The sequence below is a fragment of the Streptomyces sp. NPDC088910 genome (assembly GCF_044749865.1).
Lineage (GTDB): Bacteria > Actinomycetota > Actinomycetes > Streptomycetales > Streptomycetaceae > Actinacidiphila.
Window position 1 is genome coordinate 226,431 of the sequence record NZ_JBIVIV010000004.1, and the last position, 17,967, is coordinate 244,397.

Consider the following 17,967-nt stretch of genomic DNA (forward strand, 5'->3'; position numbering starts at 1 on the left):
CCGGAACCGACCGTTCCGACCGGCAGAGACCGGTGACAAGGAGTTCTTGGGCACATGGCAGAGATACGAACAGAGATCCTCGTGGTCGGCGGTGGGCTGGGCGGCGTCGCGGCCGCGCTCACGGCGGCGCGGCTCGGCCGTACGGTGGTGCTCACCGAGCCCACCGACTGGCTCGGCGGGCAGCTCACCGCCCAGGCCGTGCCACCCGACGAGCACCCCTGGATCGAAGGCCCCGCCTGCCCACCCGGCTACGCCGACCTGCGCAGACGCGTGCGCGACTACTACCGCCGCAACTACCCGCTCACGCCCGGGGCGGCGCGGGACCCCCGACTCGATCCGGGTCTCGGCATCGTCAGCCGGATGTGTCACGAACCGCGGGTGGGCGCGGCCGTCATCGAGGAGATGCTGGCCCCCTGGCGGGCCTCCGGCGCGATCACCGTGCTGACCGGGTACGAGCCCGTCGCCGCGCACACCGAGGGCGACCGTGTCGAGGCGGTCACGCTGGCCGGACGGCACGACGACCGCCGGATCACCGTCCACGCCTCCTACGTCGCGGACGCCACCGAACTCGGCGACCTGCTGGAACTGGCCGGTGTGGAACACGTCATCGGCGCCGAGGGCCGCGACGAGACCGGCGAGCCCCACGCGCCCGACACCGCCGACCCCCTCGACCAGCAGGCCGTGTCCTGGTGCTTCGCCCTGGAACACCGGCCGGGCGAGGACCACGTCATCGACCGGCCGGACACCTACGACCACTGGCTCACCACCACCGCGCCCTTCTGGCCGGGACCGCAGCTCTCCCTCACCGACGTCGTTCCGATCACCCTCGAAGAGCGCACCTGGACGCTGATGGGCGCCGACCAGAGCGCGGGGGAGCACTTCGACCTGTGGCAGTTCCGGCGCGTCCTGGCCCGCGAGCAGTTCGCGCCCGGAGCCTTCGCCTCGGACCTCACCGTCGTCAACTGGCCCCAGATCGACTACTGGGAGGCGCCGCTGCTCGGTGTGAGCGCCGAGGCCCGGCAGGCGGCCCTCGCCGCCAGCCGCGACCTGTCGCTGTCCTTCCTGCACTGGCTCCAGACCGAGGCCCCGCGCCCCGACGGCGGCACCGGCTACCCCGGCCTGCGCCCGCGCCCCGATGTCACCGGCACCGCGGACGGCCTGGCCAAGACGCCGTACATCCGCGAATCCCGCCGTATCAAGGCGGAGTTCACCGTCCTCGAACAGCACGTCGGAGTCCAGGCGCGGCCCGAGGGCGCGGGCAGCGAGGTCTTCCACGACAGCGTCGGCCTCGGCAGCTACCGCATCGACCTGCACCCCTCCACCACCGGCCGGACCTACATCGACATCGACTCCTACCCGTTCCAGATCCCGCTGGGCGCGCTGATCCCGGTCCGGGTCGACAATCTGCTGCCCGCCAACAAGAACATCGGCACCACCCACATCACCAACGGCTGCTACCGCCTGCACCCCGTGGAGTGGGCCATCGGCGAGGCCGTCGGCGCTCTGGCCGGATTCTGCCTGGACCGGGCGCTGCCGCCGCGCAAGGTCCGGTCCGACCAGGCGCAACTGGCCGACTACCAAAGGCTGCTGAGCCGTACCCTCGGCATTTCGCTGGCCTGGCCCGAGGCGGTCAGGACCCGGACGGAGGACCGATGAACCAGGGAGAGCCCACGATGCCGAACCCGGCGCGCGCCGACGACCACGAGACCCGTATCGCCGACCTGCTCGGCCGGATGACCGTCGAGGAGAAGTTCGGACAGTTGCAGCAGCTCGCCTGGGCCTGGAACACCGGTCCCGGCGGGGGCGGTACCGGCGCGGTCGAGGCCGCGGCGCGCAAGGGCCTGCTCGGCTCGGTGCTCAACGTGGTCGGCGCCGCGAACAGCAACGCCGTTCAGCGCATCGCGGTGGAGGAGTCCCGGCTCGGCATTCCGCTGGTCTTCGGCCTGGACGTGATCCACGGATTCCACACCACGTTCCCCATTCCGCTGGCCCAGGCGGCGGCCTTCGACCCGGCCGTGACGCGGACCGACGGCGAGGTCTCGGCGGCCGAGGCCCGGTCCAACGGCGTCCACTGGACGTTCTCGCCGATGGTGGACGTCACCCACGAGCCCCGGTGGGGCAGGATCGCCGAGAGCCCCGGCGAGGACCCGTATCTGGCCGCGCGCTACGCGGTGGCCAAGGTGCACGGGTACCAGGGGGACGACCTGTCCGCGCCGGACCGGGTGGCCGCCTGCGCCAAGCACTTCGTGGCGTACGGCGGCGCCGAGGGCGGGCGCGACTACAACACGGTGGACGTCTCCGAGCAGCGGCTGCGCAACCTCTACCTGCCGCCGTTCGAGGCCGCCGTCGCGGCGGGAGCGGCCACCGTCATGGCCGCCTTCAACACCGTCAGCGGCGTTCCCGCGCACGCCGACCCCCGTACGCTGACCGGCGTTCTGAAGGACGGCTGGGGGTTCGACGGGGTCGTGGTCAGCGACTGGACGGGGGTCCAGGAGCTGATCGCGCACGGCAGCGCGGCCGACGAGGCCGACGCCGGGCGGCTGGCGCTGTCGGCGGGTGTGGACCTGGAGATGGTGTCCACCACCTTCGTCGACCACGGCCCGGCCCTGCTGGAGCGCGGCGAGTTGAGCCAGCAGCGGCTGGACGACGCCGTGGCCCGCGTCCTGCGGCTGAAGCTGCGGCTCGGTCTGTTCGAGCGGCCGTACGTCGAGGAGTCCGCAGAGATCACCGCCCCGAGCGCCGCCGCACGGGCCGCCGCCCGCGAGGTGGCGGGCCGCTGCGTGGTGCTGCTGAAGAACGACGGCGGAGCGCTGCCGCTGGACGGGACCGCCATCGGGAGGCTCGCCGTCCTCGGCCCGTTCGCGGACAGCGGCGATCTGCTGGGGACGTGGGCGCTGCCCGGAGCGCCCGAGGCCGTCCCGGTCCTGCGGAGCCTGCGCGAAGCCCTGCCGGACGCGGTTGTCACCCACGCCCCGGGCGTTCCCGCGGACGGCTCCGACGTCTCCGGCCTTCCGGAGGCCGTCGCGACGGCCGCGGCCGCCGACGCCGTCGTCCTGGTGGTGGGTGAGCCCTCCGAGATCAGCGGGGAGGCGGCGGTCCGCAGCGACCTGGGACTTCCCGGCTGCCAGGAGGAGTTGATCAGGGCGGTCGCCGCGACGGGCACGCCGTGCGTGGTGGTGCTCGTGGGCGGGCGGCCGTTGACGATCGGGGACTGGGCGGACCAGGTGCAGGCGGTCGTCATGGCCTGGCACCCCGGCATCGAGGCGGGCCCGGCCGTCGCCGACGTGCTCACCGGGGCCGTCGTCCCGGGCGGCAAGCTCCCCGTGACCTTTCCGCGGACGGTGGGCCAGGTCCCGCTGTACTACAACCACGAGCGCACCGGCCGCCCGTACGACCCGGCCGTGCCGGAGGAGAAGTACGTCTCGAAGTACCTCGACGTCCAGGACGGCCCGCGATTCCCCTTCGGCCACGGCCTGAGCTACACCGACTTCGCCCTCGACGAGCCGACGCTCAGCCGCGAGCGGATCACGGTGCGCGAACTCCTGGCGGGCGAGACGGTCGAGGTCACCGTCCGCGTCCGCAACACCGGCGAGCGCGAAGGGGAGGAGGTCGTCCAGCTCTACGTCCAGGACCCCGTGGCCGCCATCGCCCAGCCGGTCCGCCGCCTGCGGGGCTTCGACCGGGTCCGGCTGGCCGCAGGGGAGGAGCGGACGGTCCGCTTCACCCTCGGCGCCGACGACGTCGGCTTCTGGACGAACGACCCGGCCGGGGTCTTCACCGTGGAGCCGGGCGAGATCCACGTCCACACCGGCAACAGCTCGCGCACCCAAGCGCGCCGGACCTTCCGCATCACCTGACCAAAGCGATACCCGACCATCCCGATACCTGGCCTTCCGGCCCGCCTGACCATCCGGATACCTGACCAGAGCCTCCGCGCAGAGGCGTACCGCCCGCGCGGGCACATCACCTCGACCCACGGAAAGGAGCGCGCACGAGGTCCCGTGGAGCCGGATCCGGGGTCCGCGACGCCGTGAACGTCGCGGCCCGGAAGCGCACACGGACTGCCCGGCACCGCGCCGGTACACGCCGGACGCGGTTGGCCGAGGCATGCCCCCACCACGATTCATCGGCTGCGTGCCTGTGCGTCGACATACGCACGCAGTGAGGGAGAACCATGAGAGCAAAGGCGCTCACACTCGCGATCGTACCTGTCGTCCTCGGCTGTCTGCCCGCCACAACGGTCGTGGCACACGCCGCGACGGCGACGTACTACGTCTCGCCGAGCGGCAGCGACAGCAACACCGGACTGTCACCCGCCCAGGCGTGGAAGACCGTCGCGAAGGTCAACGGCTCCACCTTCCCCCAGGGAAGCTCCGTCTCCTTCGAAGGCGGGCAGGCCTTCACCGGCTGCCTGGTCTTCAACTCCGTCAACGTGCCGTCGTCGTCCGCGTCCACGCCGTTCGTGGTGAACTCCTACGGCACCGGACAGGCCACCCTCACCTCGAACTGCACCGGCGACTACTCGGCGGCCGTGACGGCCGACAACGTCAGCGGCTTCCAGTTGACCGGACTGAAAGTGGTCAACGGCTCCACGACCGCGGCCGGCGTCCTGCTGGAGAACCAGAACGGCACGGCCGCCACCCAGGGGCTGGCGGTGTCCGGCTCCGACATCTCCGGATTCTCCACACCCGCCGGAAGCAGCAGCTCGTTCGGCGGGGAGATCATGATCCTCGGCTACGCGGTCAACGGGCACAGCGGGCCTCTGAACGACGTCCAGATCCGTCACAACAAGCTGCACGGCGCCAGCGTGACCTCACCGGACGGCCCCGGCATCTACGGCTGGGGCTCCGGGGAGAACATCACCGACGTCACGGTCGAGGGCAACACGGTCTACAACCTCGGTATGCCCGCGAAGGATACGGGTGCGGGCATCACCGGCAACGGCTGGGACGGCGCGGTGATCCAGCACAACGTGATCCACGACGTGGGCGCGAACGTGACCTCCTGCGGCGGCGCGAGCGGCATCGAGACGTACACCTCGAACAACGTCACCATCAGGTACAACGAGGTCTACAACGTGCAGCCGTACCCGGCGTTCACGGCCGGGTGCGACTGGGACGGCATCGACCTCGACGGCGGCACGACGAACTCGGTGGTCGAGTACAACTACACCCACCACAACGCCGGCAGCGGCCTGCTCGCCTACACCTCGACCGTCGACTCCAAGGTGTGGGGTCCCAACACCTACCGCTACAACATCTCCGAGAACGACGACTGGGCCAAGATCCAGGGCGGCCTGATGACCGTCGTGCCCAACGCGCCGAAGAACGCGCTGTCGGTCTACGGGAACACCTTCTTCACCAACGTCGCCCAGAGCACCAAGTCCACGGCCAGCGCCTGCTTCAACTTCGGCTACAGTGCGGGCACCTGGGCCGGCGGCTCACTGATCGCGGACAACATCTGCGACATGGGCAACAGGGACCAGTACGGTCACCCCGGCCAGTTCTACTACAACGCCTACGGCCAGACCGGCATGACCCTGTCGCACAACCTGTACTACGCGGCCAGCTCCCCGGCCTGGCGCTGGGGCGGCACCACCTACAGCACCTTCGCCGCGTGGCAGGCCGCGGGAGTGGAGACCGGACCGGTCTTCGGCGACCCGCTGTTCACCTCGCCCGGCACCGGCGGCACCTGCGCCTGGACGCCGTCCTCCGGCGCGGGACCGCAGCCGTGCCCGCAGGCGTACACGCTCGCCTCCGGTTCCCCGGCCGCGGGTTCGGGAGTCGCCGTCTCCGGCAACGGGGGCGTGGACTACTACCAGAACGCGATCCCCGGCGCCCCCAACATCGGCGCCGACGCCGGTTAGCGCTCTGCCCCCGCACCTGCCGGGGCGGCCCGTCGCACGCGATGAGCGGCGGGCCGCCCCGGCGCGGCGAAGTGGCCATCGCACGGCCCGAACTGACGCCACCTCAACCAGCAGATTCCTAAGGAGCGCTGAAACGGCATGACCGCACCGCGCACTCTCCTCACCACCGAACCCGCCCGCGACAGCCGGGACTTCCGCACCGAGCGGCTCAGCGCCGACCTGGTGATCGTCGGCGGCGGAATGGCCGGTACGTGTGCGGCCGTGACCGCCGCGCGGGCCGGGGCGCGGGTCGTCCTGGTCCAGGACCGGCCCGTGCTGGGCGGCAACGCCTCCAGCGAGATACGGCTCTGGGTGCTGGGCGCCACCGCGCACATGTTCAACAACAACCGCTGGTCGCGCGAGGGCGGCGTGCTCGACGAGATCCTCGTGGAGAACATGTTCCGCAACCCCGAGGGCAACGCCGTGCTGTTCGACACCGTGCTCCTGGAGAAGGCGGTCGCCGAGCCGGGCATCACCCTCCTGCTGAACACGGCGGCGACGGCGGTGTCCAAGGACGGCGACCGGATCGCCTCGGTGAGCGCCTTCTGCGCCCAGAACTCCACGCGCTACGAGCTGACGGCCCCGGTGTTCTGTGACGCGTCGGGTGACGGCGTCCTCGGCTACCTGGCCGGCGCCGCCTACCGGATGGGCGCGGAGTCCACCGAGGAGTTCGGCGAACTCTTCGCGCCCGAGGAGTCGTACGGCGGCCTGCTCGGCCAGTCGATCTACTTCTACAGCAAGGACGTCGGACGGCCGGTGACCTTCGTGCCGCCCGGCTACGCGCTCGACGACATCACCGAGATCCCCCGCTGGCGCAGCTTCGACACCACGGTCCAGGGCTGCCGACTGTGGTGGATCGAGTACGGCGGCCGTCTCGACACCGTGCACGACACGGAGGAGATCAAGTGGGAGCTCTGGAAGGTGGTCTACGGCGTCTGGAACCACCTGAAGAACTCCGGTGACTTCCCCGAGGCGAAGACCCTGACGCTGGAGTGGGCCGGGCTGATTCCCGGCAAGCGGGAGAGCCGCCGGTTCGAGGGCCTGTACATGCTCCGCCAGCAGGACATCGTCGACCAGCGCCCCCACGCCGACGCCGTCGCCTCCGGCGGATGGTCCCTCGACCTGCACCCGGCCGACGGCGTGTTCAGCGAGCACGCCGGGAGCAACCACCTGCACGCGCGCGGGGTCTACCAGGTGCCCTACCGCTGCCTGGTCAGCCGTGACGTGAGCAATCTGCTGCTGGCGGGCCGGATCATCAGCGTCTCGCACGTCGCGTTCGCCTCGACCAGGGTGATGGCCACCTGCGCCCAGATCGGACAGGCCGCCGGGATGGCCGCCGCCGTGTGCGCGCGTGACGGCGTACTCCCGGCGGAGCTGACGAAACCCGACCGGATGCCCGCCCTTCAGCGTGAACTCCTGCGTGCCGGGCAGCACATCCCGGACCTGCGGCTCGACGATCCGGACGACCTCGCCGGGCAGGCCGCGCTCACCGCGTCGAGCGAGCTGACCGTGGGGTCGCTCCCCGGCGACGGTCCCGCGGTGCCGCTCGACCACTCGCGCGCCCAACTGCTGCCGCTGGACGCGGGAAAGCTGCCGAGGATGACGCTGACCGTCGACGTGGCCGCCCCCACCACCTTGCGGGTGGAGCTCCGTACCGGCAACCGGCCGGAGGACTACACCCCCGATGTGGTGCTGGCCGCGCGGGAGTTCAGTCTCGACGCCGGCGCCGGGCAGCGGATCGAGGTCGACGTCGAAGCGGCGGTCGACCGGCCGCGGTACGTCTTCCTGACGCTGATCCGCAACGACGACGTGTCGGTGCGGACCACCACCCGGCGCGTCACCGGCCTGCTCTCGGTCCGGCACACGGGCACCCAGGAGGCGGACGACGCCGTCGGCAAGCCGCGCGTGGAGTTCTGGACCCCCGAACGGCGCCCCGGCGGACACAATTTCGCCCTGACGATCGACCCTCCGCTCAGGGCGTGGAGCGTGGAGGGCGTCCGCAACGGCCACGACCGGCCCACGGCGCGGCCCAACGCGTGGGCCGCCGCGTACGAGGACCGCCGTCCCACCGTCCGCCTGCGCTGGCCGGAGACCCGACGCATCGGCCGACTCCACCTGACCTTCGACACCGACGCCGACCACGCCATGGAGTCCGTCCTGTGGGACCACCAGGAGCGCGCGGTGCCGTTCTGCGTACGCGATTACGTCGTCCGCGCCGGGGACCGCGTGGTCGCAGAACGCGCCGACAACCACCAGACCCACAACGTCCTCACCTTCGACACCCCCCTCGAAACGGACGAGCTGTCCGTCGAGGTGGTGTCCACGCACGGCGCCGCCCCCGCCGCGCTCTTCGCCGTCCGCTGCTACGCGGCACCGTCGTGACGCCACCGCGGGGTGGACGATGTCCTACCGCGCGCGGTGCCGCAGGACGCGGAGCTGGGACATCAGCAGGCGGATCAGCGGCGTGCGGTTGCGGTGGCTGTTCTCGTAGCGCAGCACCGTTTCCAGTTCTTCGCGCTGGAGGGAGGGGACGATCCCCTCGATCGTGAGCTTGGGCAGATGTTTGTAGTCCGCGATCGGCAGTGCGCCGGTGGGCGGCGAGCCGGTCTCGTCATCGAATATGTCCAACGAAGTCACCTCTTGGGTCACGTATGCGCGTGCCCGGAGGAGGACCGGGGAAACGGGTGTTCGAGTGGGGATCGTCACACGGGCGTCTCCTCGGCGTGCGCGGGACCTCGCCCGCCCGCCGTCCGGGGCCGCGCGGCCCCGGACGGCGGATGCGCCGTCGCTCCCGGTCAGCGCGCGAGCGCGGCCAGCCGGTCCCGTACTCCGGACATGTCCCAGCCCTGGGAGCGGTGGGAGATGAAGCGGTCGGGCCGGAGCAGGCACAGGCCGGGGCCGGTGGCCGCGAACGCCTGGTGGCAGGCGCCGTGCCGGTCGCCGAGCAGCGACCGGTCGGGGTCGCCCTTCCCGCGGGTCCGGCTCACCGCGACGACGGTGCCGAAGTCCCCGAGCGCCTCGCGGCCCGCCCGCGTCACCTCCGCGATCCGCCGCTCGTCGTCCTCGTACCCGAGGAACACCAGCAGGGCGTGTTCGCTGCCGCGCAGCCGGTGCCGCAGCGTGGTGAAGCCCGTGCCGTCGTGGACGAACGCGTCGGGGGAGAGGTCGCCGGGGCCGGGGCCGCCCGCGCCGGACCTGCGGGCGCGGTCGACCTGCGGGCTGTGCTCGTAGTCGACGAAGAGCTCGGTGACGCCGAGGGCCAGCCGATGCCGTACGGGAGGGGTCCTGCTGATCAGCCGCAGTGCCTGCGCTCGCAGCGTACGGGCGACCGGGGCGTGCGTCGTGGCCACCTTCGTGGCGCGGGTCGTGGCGTGCAGCACCCGGTCCGCCACCGGACGGCGCTCCTGCTCATAGGAGTCCAGCAGCCCCGCGCCCGCCCGCCCCTGCACGACCAGCGCGAGCTTCCAGGCCAGATTGTGCGCGTCCTGGAGGCCGACGTTCATGCCCTGTCCGCCGACCGGGCTGTGGGTGTGCGCCGCGTCCCCCGCCAGCAGGATCCGCCCCTGCCGGTAGTGCTCGGCAAGTGACTCGCGCACCTCGAAACCGCTCAGCCAGTCCACACGGGAGATCGCGCTGCCCCCGTCGGCGCCGCAGAGCGGGGTGCGCTCGGCGAGCAGCCGGTTGAGCATGTCCTCGTCCGGTTCCGGCGCGTCGGAGCCGGACGGGACATCGGCGATGACACGCCAGTGGCCGGGCTTGGGGAGCGGAAGCAGGACGAGGATGCCGTGGCCGCCCAGCCAGGGATGCAGCCGGTCCTGGGGAAGATCCCAGTCGGCCGCGACATCGGCGAGCAGGAAGGCGCGGTGCAGATCCCGGTGGTCGCCGGCGATCCCGGCCGTCCGCCGTACGGTGCTGTGCGCCCCGTCGCAGGCGATCAGCCAGTCGGCGCGAACCGTGCGCTCCGCGCCGTCGGGCATCCGCAGGGTCGCGGTGACGCCGTCCGCGTCCTGACGGCACGTGGTCAGTTCGGTGCCGCGCTCGGCGACCGCGCCCTGCCGCCGCGCGGCCGTCTCCAGTAAATCCGCCACCTCCGGCTGCGGGAGGGAGAGCGCGAAGGGGAACGGCGAGCGGATGCCGTCCAGTTCGAGCGGGATGACGTCGTCCGGGCCGGGATGGACGTCGATACGGCGCAGGATCCGGCCGCGGTCGACCGCCTCCTCGGCGATCCCGAGGTCGTCGAGCACCTCCAGGGTGCGGGCTCCCACCACCAACGCCCTGCTCTGCGTGTTCTCCTCGGTGGACCGCTCGATCAGCCGGACCCCCACACCGCGCCGGACCAGCTCCTCGGCGACCAACAGCCCGGTGGGCCCCGCACCGACCACCAGAACCTGGCAACTCGCGCCGCCGTCAACGGTGTTCGCTTCCATCGATCCTCCGCGAGACCTCATGCGTGTCCTGCCGACACGGCCTGGCCCTCGCCTACCCCGTCCCGCCCTCCGCCCGCGCGGCAAATTCGGCCGGGGCCCGACGCGCCACCGCCGCCGGGCGGGCAGCCGGTCGAGCGGTCCTCGCGGATTGCCGGTTTCGGCCACCCCTGCCTCGCCATTTTCCGTTCATAGGGGTGGCGCTCGCCGGATTAGGGGTTACTGGCGAGTGCGGAGCCGAACTAGTTTCGAAACCGCATGCATGGCACTCCTTGGGCACGTTGGGCGGATTTGTACGAATTGGAGATGTGTGTGAACCGCGAGGCATGGTTCAGCCGCTATCACCCAGCTCCGCCCGGAAGTGAACCCCGCAGACTCGTCTGTTTTCCGCACGCCGGAGGCTCGGCAAGTTTTTACCTCCCCGTTTCCAGCGCGCTGCAACCGGATGTCGAAGTCATCGGGGTGCAGTATCCGGGACGGCAGGAACGCAGGACCGAGCAACCGGTCCAGGACCTGCACGACCTGGCCGACCTGGCCGCCGAGGCGCTGGCCCCCATGGTCGACCGGAGGACCGCGTTCTTCGGCCACAGTATGGGCGCGGTCGTCGCCTACGAAGTGGCCCTGCGGCTGAAACGGAACCATGGGGTGGAGCCGACCCGGCTCTTCGTCTCCGGGCGCCGCGCGCCCTCCGCCCACCGTCCGCTGCCCGATCCGGTCCACCGGCGGGACGACGCCGGCATCGTCGCCGAACTGCGCCGACTCGCCGGTACCCACGCCGATCTGCTCGCCGACGACGAGATCGTGCGCATGATCATGCCCGCGGTCCGCGGTGACTACCGGGCCATCGAGACCTACGCGCCGCGCCCGGCACCGCCGCTGGAATGCCCGGTCACCGCGTTCGTCGGCGACCGCGACCCGCAGGTGGAGATCGCGGAAGCGGAGGCGTGGGCGGGGCACACCACGGGCCCGTTCGACATCGAGGTCTTCCCCGGCGGCCACTTCTACCTGGTGGCCGAGGGGCCGGCGGTGATCGCCGGGTTACGCGACCGGCTCGGCGTGCCGGTGTGACCGATCCGGCGGTGACCGGGTTGGCGGTGACCGGGCCGGCCGTGGCCGGCCCGGATGCGGCCGAGTCGGAGATGGCCGACTTCTTCCGCTTCCTTAACGCGCCGGGGTTGCCCGATCTTCGGAAAGCCGCGATAGAGTCGAATCGGCTTTCGGATACGGTGGGAGTTGGCTGTTTGGGATAGATGAGGATCATCTGTGCCACGGGGTTCACACCCGCAGGCGCTTTGTTGCGTTCCCGGTGTCTTTTGGGTAATGCGAATTGAACGGTTTGAACGGGGGCTGTTCACTGTCGTGGAATTTATTCAGCGTGAAGCGCAGTTAGAGTTTTTGAGCAATTCCTTGCGGGATGTCATGTCCGGCAGCGGGAGAACGGTTCTGGTCGAGGGCGCGATCGCCTGCGGCAAGAGCCAGACCCTGGAATGGGTCATCGACGAGGCGACCAGGTCCGGGGTCACCCTGCTGTGCGCGGCGGGGTCGCCCGCCGAGGCCGGCACCCCCCTGGGCGCCGTCTCCCAACTGATGGACGGCGTGCCGCCGTCGACCGCGCCACCGGTACCGCCCGACGGGGCCACCGACCAGGGAACCGGCCGGTTCGCCCGGCAACTCGCCGCGGCCGTGAAGGACATGGCCGAGCAGGCACCGGTGGTCATCGCCGTCGACGACCTCCAGCACGTCGACGCCGAGTCGCTGCGGTGTCTGCTCCAGCTCGCCCGGCTGACCCGGCGCGGACGTGTCCTGATGGTGCTCACCCAGCCGCTGCACGGCGGACCGCGGGACCCGCAGTTCGCCGTCGAGCTGCTGCGTCAGCCCGAGGTGCACCGGCTGCGGCTGCTGCCCCTGGACCAGGACGGCGTGGCCCAGATCCTGGCCGCGTATACCGATCTGCCCGCCGGAGCGGTCAACGCCGCGGAGCTGTACCGGCTGACCGGCGGCAATCCGCTGCTGCTGCGCGCGTGTCTCGAGGACTGCCACCGCGCGGTGGCCCACTGGCCGCCGGGCATCGCCCCGCCGCTCGCCGGGGAGCTGTTCGGACAGGCGCTGCTGACCTGCCTGCGCCGCGGAGGCGAGGACACCTGGGAGGTGGCCGCCGCCGTCGCGGTGCTGGGCGAGGCGGCCGACACCGAGTCCGTCGGGCGCGTCTCCGAGGCCACCTCCTGGAGCGTCGACGAGGCGTTGCAGGCACTGGAGTCCGCGGGCATCGTGGACGGCCCGCGCTTCCGCGACCCGGTGGCGCTGTCCGTGGTCCGCGACAGCCTGGACGCGGCCGAGAGCGGCCGGTTGCACCGCGAGGTCGCCGGTCTGCTCAGGGACCAGGGCGCCCGCCCCTCGGCGGTGGCCGCGCACCTGCTCGCGGGGGGCGAGGTGCCCGGCTCCTGGGGAGCGGCCGTACTGCGGGAGGCCGCGGAGGCCGCGCTGCACGAGGACGACGCCCCGCTCGCCATCGACTACCTGGAGCTGGCCTGCGCCGGGTGCGACGACGAGCGGGTGCGTACGGACATCAGGCTGCGGCTGGCCGCCGTGCTCTGGCGGATCAACCCCGCCGCGGCCGAGGCCAGGCACCTGCCGGAACTGGTCGCCTCCGCGGCCACCACCCGGCTGCCCGCCCACACCGCCGCCGGTCTCGCCGACCTGCTGATCAGCCACGGCCGCTTCGAGGAGGCCCGCGCCATCCTCGGCGGCCTCAAGGCGAGGGCGTCGTCCGGCCAGTGGGGCGCGGCGCAGGCGGCGCTCGGTCAACTGACGCCCCTGGCCGGGCAGTGGTGCGGCGAGGGCGGCGACCCCGGGGTGCAGGACCACCCGATATCCGCGGACGCGGTGGCGCATCCGTCCCCCGACGGGTCGCTGCGCTGCCCGGTCCTGTCGCCCGACACCGGCGTGGAGACCTCGGCCGAACGCTTTCTGCGGGTGTCCCCGCTGATGGACGTGACGCTGACGCCGATCGTCAACGCCGTGGTGTCGCTGTACTTCGGCGACCGGCTGGAAGCCGCCGACGACGCCTGTCGCAGATTCCAGGAGGAGGCCGACCGGCGGCGGGCGCCGGGCTGGCGGGCGGTGTTCGCCGGCCTGAGGGCCGACATCGCGCTGCGCGGAGGACGGCTGGAGGCCGCCGCGCAGTACGCGCAGGAGTCGCTGAACAGCGTCTCCGCCCACAACGGGAGCTTCTTCGTCGGCGGTCCGCTGGCCGTGCTGATCCTCACGCACACGGCCGCGGGCGACTACACGGCCGCGGCCCGGCGGCTCAACCAGCCGATTCCCGACGCCCTGCTCAAGAGCGTCTACGGTCTCGGATACCTGCGGGCACGCGGCCACTTCTACCTGGCCACCGGCCAACCCGAGGCCGCGCTCACCGACTTCAAGACCGCGGGCCGCTTCGCCGTCCGCTGGGGCGTCGACCGACCGGTGCTGCTGCCCTGGCGCACCGACGCCGCGCAGGCGCTGTGCCGTCTCGAACAGCCCGACCGCGCCGAGCGGTTGATCGTGGACCAGCTGCGGATGCCGGACGCGGTGCACCCGCGGGTGCGCGGCGTCACGCTGCGGCTGCGCGCGCAGAGCGTCGACCTCAAGCTCCGGCCGTCGCTGCTGGCCCGGGCGGTCGAGGACCTGCACCGGTCGGGCGACCGGCTCGAACTGGCCCGCACCGTGGGCGTGCTGGGCGAGACGTACCGCGAACTGGGAGAGACCACACGGTCGATCGCCGTCACCCGCCGGGCCCTGCACCTGGCCCGCGAGTGCGGCGCGGAACCGCTGTGCGCGGAGTCCGGGCAGCGGCTGCGTGAGGGCGAGCGGGAACGGGCCCAGGATCTCGCCCCGGCCGCCGCCGCGCTCGCCGAACCGGTCGCCGCCGACGCGCTGGGCGCGGAGGCCGAGGCGAAGCTCAGCGATTCCGAGAAGCGGGTCGCGGCCCTGGCCGCCTGCGGATACACCAACCGGGAGATCTCGGCGAAGCTGTTCGTGACGATCAGCACCGTCGAGCAGCACCTGACCCGGGTCTACCGCAAGCTCAACATCACCAGGCGGCACCAACTCCCGCTGGAAGTGCACATGCCGACCAACGAGATCGCCTGACCGCCGGGTCACAACGGGAGGACCGCTCATGCAGCAGATCATCGACGCCGTGCGCGCGGGTGCCGGAGCCGAGGACTTCCTCGCGCTCCCGGTGCCGGAGAGCTACCGCGGCGCGGCCGTGCTCCGCGAGGAGACCGACATGTTCGAGGGACTGGAGACCCGCGAGAAGGACCCCGCCAAGTCCCTGCACACCATCGACGTCGCCACCCCGGAACCCGGACCCGGTGAGGTGCTGATCGCCGTGATGGCCAGCGCGATCAACTACAACACGGTCTGGAGCGCGATCTTCGAACCGCTGCCCACGTTCACCTTCCTCGACCGGTACGCGCGCAGCAGCCCCGAGGCGGCGCGCCACGCGCAGCCGTACCACGTCCTCGGCTCCGACGTCGCCGGGGTGGTCCTGCGCACGGGGCCCGGTGTGCGCAACTGGAAGCCGGGTGACCGGGTGGTCGCGCACTGCCTGAGCGTGGAGCTGGAGTCCGCCGACGGGCACGACGACACGATGCTCGACCCCGAGCAGCGGATCTGGGGCTTCGAGACGAACTTCGGCGGCCTCGCGGAGCTGACGCTCGTCAAGTCCAACCAGTTGATGCCCAAACCCGCGCACCTGACGTGGGAGGAGGCAGCGTCGTCCGGGCTGGTCAACTCCACGGCCTACCGCCAGCTCGTCTCGCGCAACGGCGCCTCGCTCAAGCAGGGCGACGTGGTCCTGATCTGGGGCGCGGGCGGCGGCCTCGGCTCGTACGCCACCCAACTGGCCCTGAACGGCGGGGCGGTGCCGGTGTGCGTGGTCTCCGACCCGCGCAAGGCCGAGCTGGTGCGGGCCATGGGCGCGGAGCTGGTCATCGACCGGGCCGCGGAGGGCTACCGGTTCTGGAAGGACCCGCAGACGCCCGACCCGCGCGAGTGGAAGCGGTTCGGCGGCCGGATACGGGAGTTGACCGGCGGCGAGGACCCGGACATCGTGCTGGAGCACCCCGGCCGGGAGACCTTCGGCGCCAGTGTCTTCGTCACCCGCCGCGGCGGCACCGTCGTCACGTGCGCGTCCACCTCCGGATTCCGGCACGAGTACGACAACCGGTACCTGTGGATGTCGCTGAAGCGGATCGTCGGCTCGCACTTCGCCAACTACCGCGAGGCGTGGGAGGCCAACCGCCTCATCACCAAGGCGATGGTGCACCCGACGCTGTCCACGGTCTACCCGCTGGAGGCCACCGGGGAGGCGACCCGCGCCGTCCACCGCAACGAGCACAGCGGGAAGGTGGGCGTGCTGTGCCTGGCGCCCCAGGAGGGGCTCGGCGTGACCGACCCCGAGACGCGTGAGCGGCATCTGCCGGAGATCAACCGGTTCCGTACCCCGGTGGGCTGACAACGGCGGCGGCGCGCACCCGTCGCGGGTGCGCGCCACCGTGTCGCTCCGCCCGGCCGGGGGCGGTCAGCGGTCCGTCACTTCCGGTCGATGAGGGTGACGTCGGAGCTGCCGTACAGCGCCATCATCCGGTCGACCAGGCCGACTTCGTTGACGTGGATCGTCATCACGATGTTCACCCGGATCATCTTCTCCTCCGGGTCCTTGGGCGGGACCGGCGGCAGCAGGCCCGACTCGGTCATCGCGGGACCCGCCAGCGGCAGGTAGTTGAAGGTCGAGACCATCGGCACCGACGCCCACTGGCCGTCCTTGGACGCCACCGGCATGGCCGCGTCCTCGAAGGCGCCGGAGAAGACGGCGGCGGCGGCGCGCTGGCTGAGCGCGTGCAGGCCGTGCTGCTCGCCGTTGCCCACCGGGTCCTCGAAGGTGCAGTCCTCGGCGTAGAGCTGGAGCAGGCCCTCCACATTGCCGTCGTTGATCATCCGACAGTGTTCGAGAATGAGCCACTTGGCCCGTTTCTCGTCGGTCATCGTGGCTGCTCCGATGGTCGGGAGGGCGGTGGGACGGGCGGTCGGGGAAGGGGTGGGACGGGAAGTCGGGAGAGGCGTGGGACGGGCGGTCGGGAGAGCGGTCGGGAAGGCGTTCGGACGGCCGGGCGCAGGGCGAGGTCCGTCGGGACCTGAAGGGGAGGCCACGGCGGTCACGTGTGGACGACCGACACCGGCAGCGACTTCACTCCGAAGAAGTTCCGGTCGTAGAACTCCAGCGGCTCGCTGCGGTCGAGCCGCACGTCCTGGTAATGGTCGAGGAGGAGATTGAGGGCCACCCGCCCCTCCAGCCGGGCCAGCGGCGCACCGATGCAGAAGTGGATGCCCTTGCCGAACGCGACGTGCGCGTTGGGCGTACGGGAGATGTCGAACCGGTCCGGGTCCTCGAACTGCCGCTCGTCGCGGTTGGCCGACGCCAGCCACGGGATGACGATCGACCGCTCGGGGATGACCACACCGCCGATCGGCACGTCCCGGGTGGTGTACCGGCCGGTGATGGTGAACGGCGGCCGGTAGCGCATCACTTCCTCCAGCGCGGCCGGGATCAGCGAGCGGTCGGCGCGCAGCGCGGCGGCTGCCTCCGGGTGCTCCTCGAAGCACAGGATCGCGCTGCTCAGCATCATCGTCGTGGTGATGTGCCCGGCGATCAGCAGCAGCCGGGCGAAGTTGACGGCCTCCTCCGACGACAGCGGCTCGCCGTCCACCTCGCTGGTGGCCATCTTGCTGAGCAGGTCATCACCGGGACGGGACCGCCGCTCCTCCAGCATGCCGTCGAGGTAGTAGTCCATCTCCTCGATCGCGGTCCGCAGGCGCTCGTAGTTCTCCGGCAGGTCGATGCCGACGATCTTGGCGGCGATGATGCGGTCCGCCCAGTGCCGGAAGATCGGCCGGTCCTCGGCCGGTACGCCCAGCAGCTCGGCGATCACGATCACCGGCAGCGGATGGGTCAGATGCCGCACCAGGTCGAAACGGTCCATGCCGTCGGTGGCGCCGAGCAGTTCCCGGCCGATCTCGGCGATCCGCGGCTCCAGTTCGGCCACGGTGCGGGGCGTGAACACCCGGCTGATCCCGCGCCGCAGATGGTGGTGCTCGGGCGGGTCGATCTGGGCCAGGTCACCGCGGGCGATCTCCGCCGCTTTCGGTGACACCGGGGTCGGGTCGGAGGAGAAGTCCTTCTGGTCCGACAGCACCCGCTGCACGTCCGCGTACCGCAGGACGTGCCAACTGCCGTTCTCGTCGCGGAACACCGGATGGTCGTCGCGCATGCGGCGCAGCCACGCGAACAGTTCAGCGCCGCCGTCGGCGGCCGACGGCGGGCTCAGCGACACAGCGGAATCGGTCACGCGAGACTCCCAGCGTATGACGCGCGGCGTGCGGATGCGGCCGTGGCCGGACACTTGTTTCACGCCGCGAATGAGGAATTATTCCGAATTTCATCGCCCGTGGACGGTAACAGCGTGCGGCAGTGGCTCAAACCCCGGAATAGGTATAGGGGGTGGGGGCCGTGTTTTAGGGGGTACCCCCGCGGGGGCAGGGGTCGTGCGGTCAATGACCCCGGTTGACTGGCCAGTTGAACGCTGATGGGAT

Annotated in this window: 11 protein-coding genes; 7 read left to right on the forward strand and 4 right to left on the reverse strand. The window is 71.5% G+C overall.

Annotation, left to right across the window (positions count from 1 at the left end):
- The first annotated feature begins 54 nt into the window (after positions 1-54).
- The 4 genes from ACIP4Z_RS12050 (at position 55) to ACIP4Z_RS12065 (ending at position 8,287) form a co-directional block, all read left to right on the forward strand.
- Positions 55-1,656, forward strand: a complete 1,602-nt coding sequence (locus ACIP4Z_RS12050) for an FAD-dependent oxidoreductase (RefSeq protein ID WP_401306928.1) — start codon at positions 55-57, stop codon at positions 1,654-1,656.
- Complete coding sequence (locus tag ACIP4Z_RS12055; protein ID WP_401306931.1) at positions 1,653-3,857, forward strand: glycoside hydrolase family 3 N-terminal domain-containing protein; 2,205 nt, start codon at positions 1,653-1,655, stop codon at positions 3,855-3,857. Before ACIP4Z_RS12050 ends, ACIP4Z_RS12055 begins: the two co-directional genes overlap by 4 nt.
- Before the next feature lie 317 nt (positions 3,858-4,174).
- Positions 4,175-5,866 carry a right-handed parallel beta-helix repeat-containing protein gene (locus ACIP4Z_RS12060; protein ID WP_401306934.1) on the forward strand — a complete coding sequence of 564 codons (1,692 nt, stop codon included), beginning with the start codon at positions 4,175-4,177 and terminating at the stop codon, positions 5,864-5,866.
- A 138-nt stretch (positions 5,867-6,004) separates the two neighbouring features.
- A complete protein-coding gene (locus tag ACIP4Z_RS12065; protein WP_401306937.1) occupies positions 6,005-8,287 on the forward strand; it encodes an FAD-dependent oxidoreductase in 2,283 nt (760 codons plus the stop codon).
- 24 nt (positions 8,288-8,311) lie between these two features.
- Here the strand turns inward: ACIP4Z_RS12065 and ACIP4Z_RS12070 are convergent, their stop codons facing one another.
- Together ACIP4Z_RS12070 and ACIP4Z_RS12075 are read right to left on the reverse strand one after the other, a co-directional pair.
- Positions 8,312-8,533, reverse strand: coding sequence for a hypothetical protein (locus ACIP4Z_RS12070; RefSeq protein ID WP_355332750.1), 222 nt, complete (start codon positions 8,531-8,533; stop codon positions 8,312-8,314).
- Positions 8,534-8,700: 167 nt separating this feature from the next.
- Entirely contained in the window at positions 8,701-10,332 is a 1,632-nt protein-coding gene (locus tag ACIP4Z_RS12075) for an FAD-dependent monooxygenase (RefSeq protein ID WP_401306940.1), read from the reverse strand.
- A gap of 303 nt (positions 10,333-10,635) precedes the next feature.
- Between ACIP4Z_RS12075 and ACIP4Z_RS12080 the strand changes: the two genes are divergently transcribed.
- The 3 genes from ACIP4Z_RS12080 to ccrA all read left to right on the forward strand — a co-directional run bounded on the left by ACIP4Z_RS12080 (position 10,636) and on the right by ccrA (position 15,832).
- Positions 10,636-11,397: a thioesterase II family protein gene (locus ACIP4Z_RS12080; RefSeq protein WP_401306943.1), complete on the forward strand. Its 762-nt coding sequence runs from the start codon at positions 10,636-10,638 to the stop codon at positions 11,395-11,397.
- Between the two features lie 252 nt (positions 11,398-11,649).
- A complete protein-coding gene (locus ACIP4Z_RS12085) occupies positions 11,650-14,463 on the forward strand; it encodes an AAA family ATPase (RefSeq protein ID WP_391160922.1) in 2,814 nt (937 codons plus the stop codon).
- Positions 14,464-14,491: 28 nt separating this feature from the next.
- Positions 14,492-15,832 carry a crotonyl-CoA carboxylase/reductase gene (ccrA, locus tag ACIP4Z_RS12090; RefSeq protein WP_355332739.1) on the forward strand — a complete coding sequence of 447 codons (1,341 nt, stop codon included), beginning with the start codon at positions 14,492-14,494 and terminating at the stop codon, positions 15,830-15,832.
- Positions 15,833-15,909: 77 nt separating this feature from the next.
- On the opposite strand, the gene ACIP4Z_RS12095 is transcribed toward ccrA, so the two are convergent.
- On the reverse strand, positions 15,910-16,362 hold the full coding sequence (locus ACIP4Z_RS12095; RefSeq protein ID WP_401306948.1) for a nuclear transport factor 2 family protein: 453 nt from the start codon (positions 16,360-16,362) through the stop codon (positions 15,910-15,912).
- Between the two features lie 170 nt (positions 16,363-16,532).
- A complete protein-coding gene (locus tag ACIP4Z_RS12100; RefSeq protein WP_401306951.1) occupies positions 16,533-17,723 on the reverse strand; it encodes a cytochrome P450 in 1,191 nt (396 codons plus the stop codon).
- Positions 17,724-17,967 lie beyond the last annotated feature (244 nt).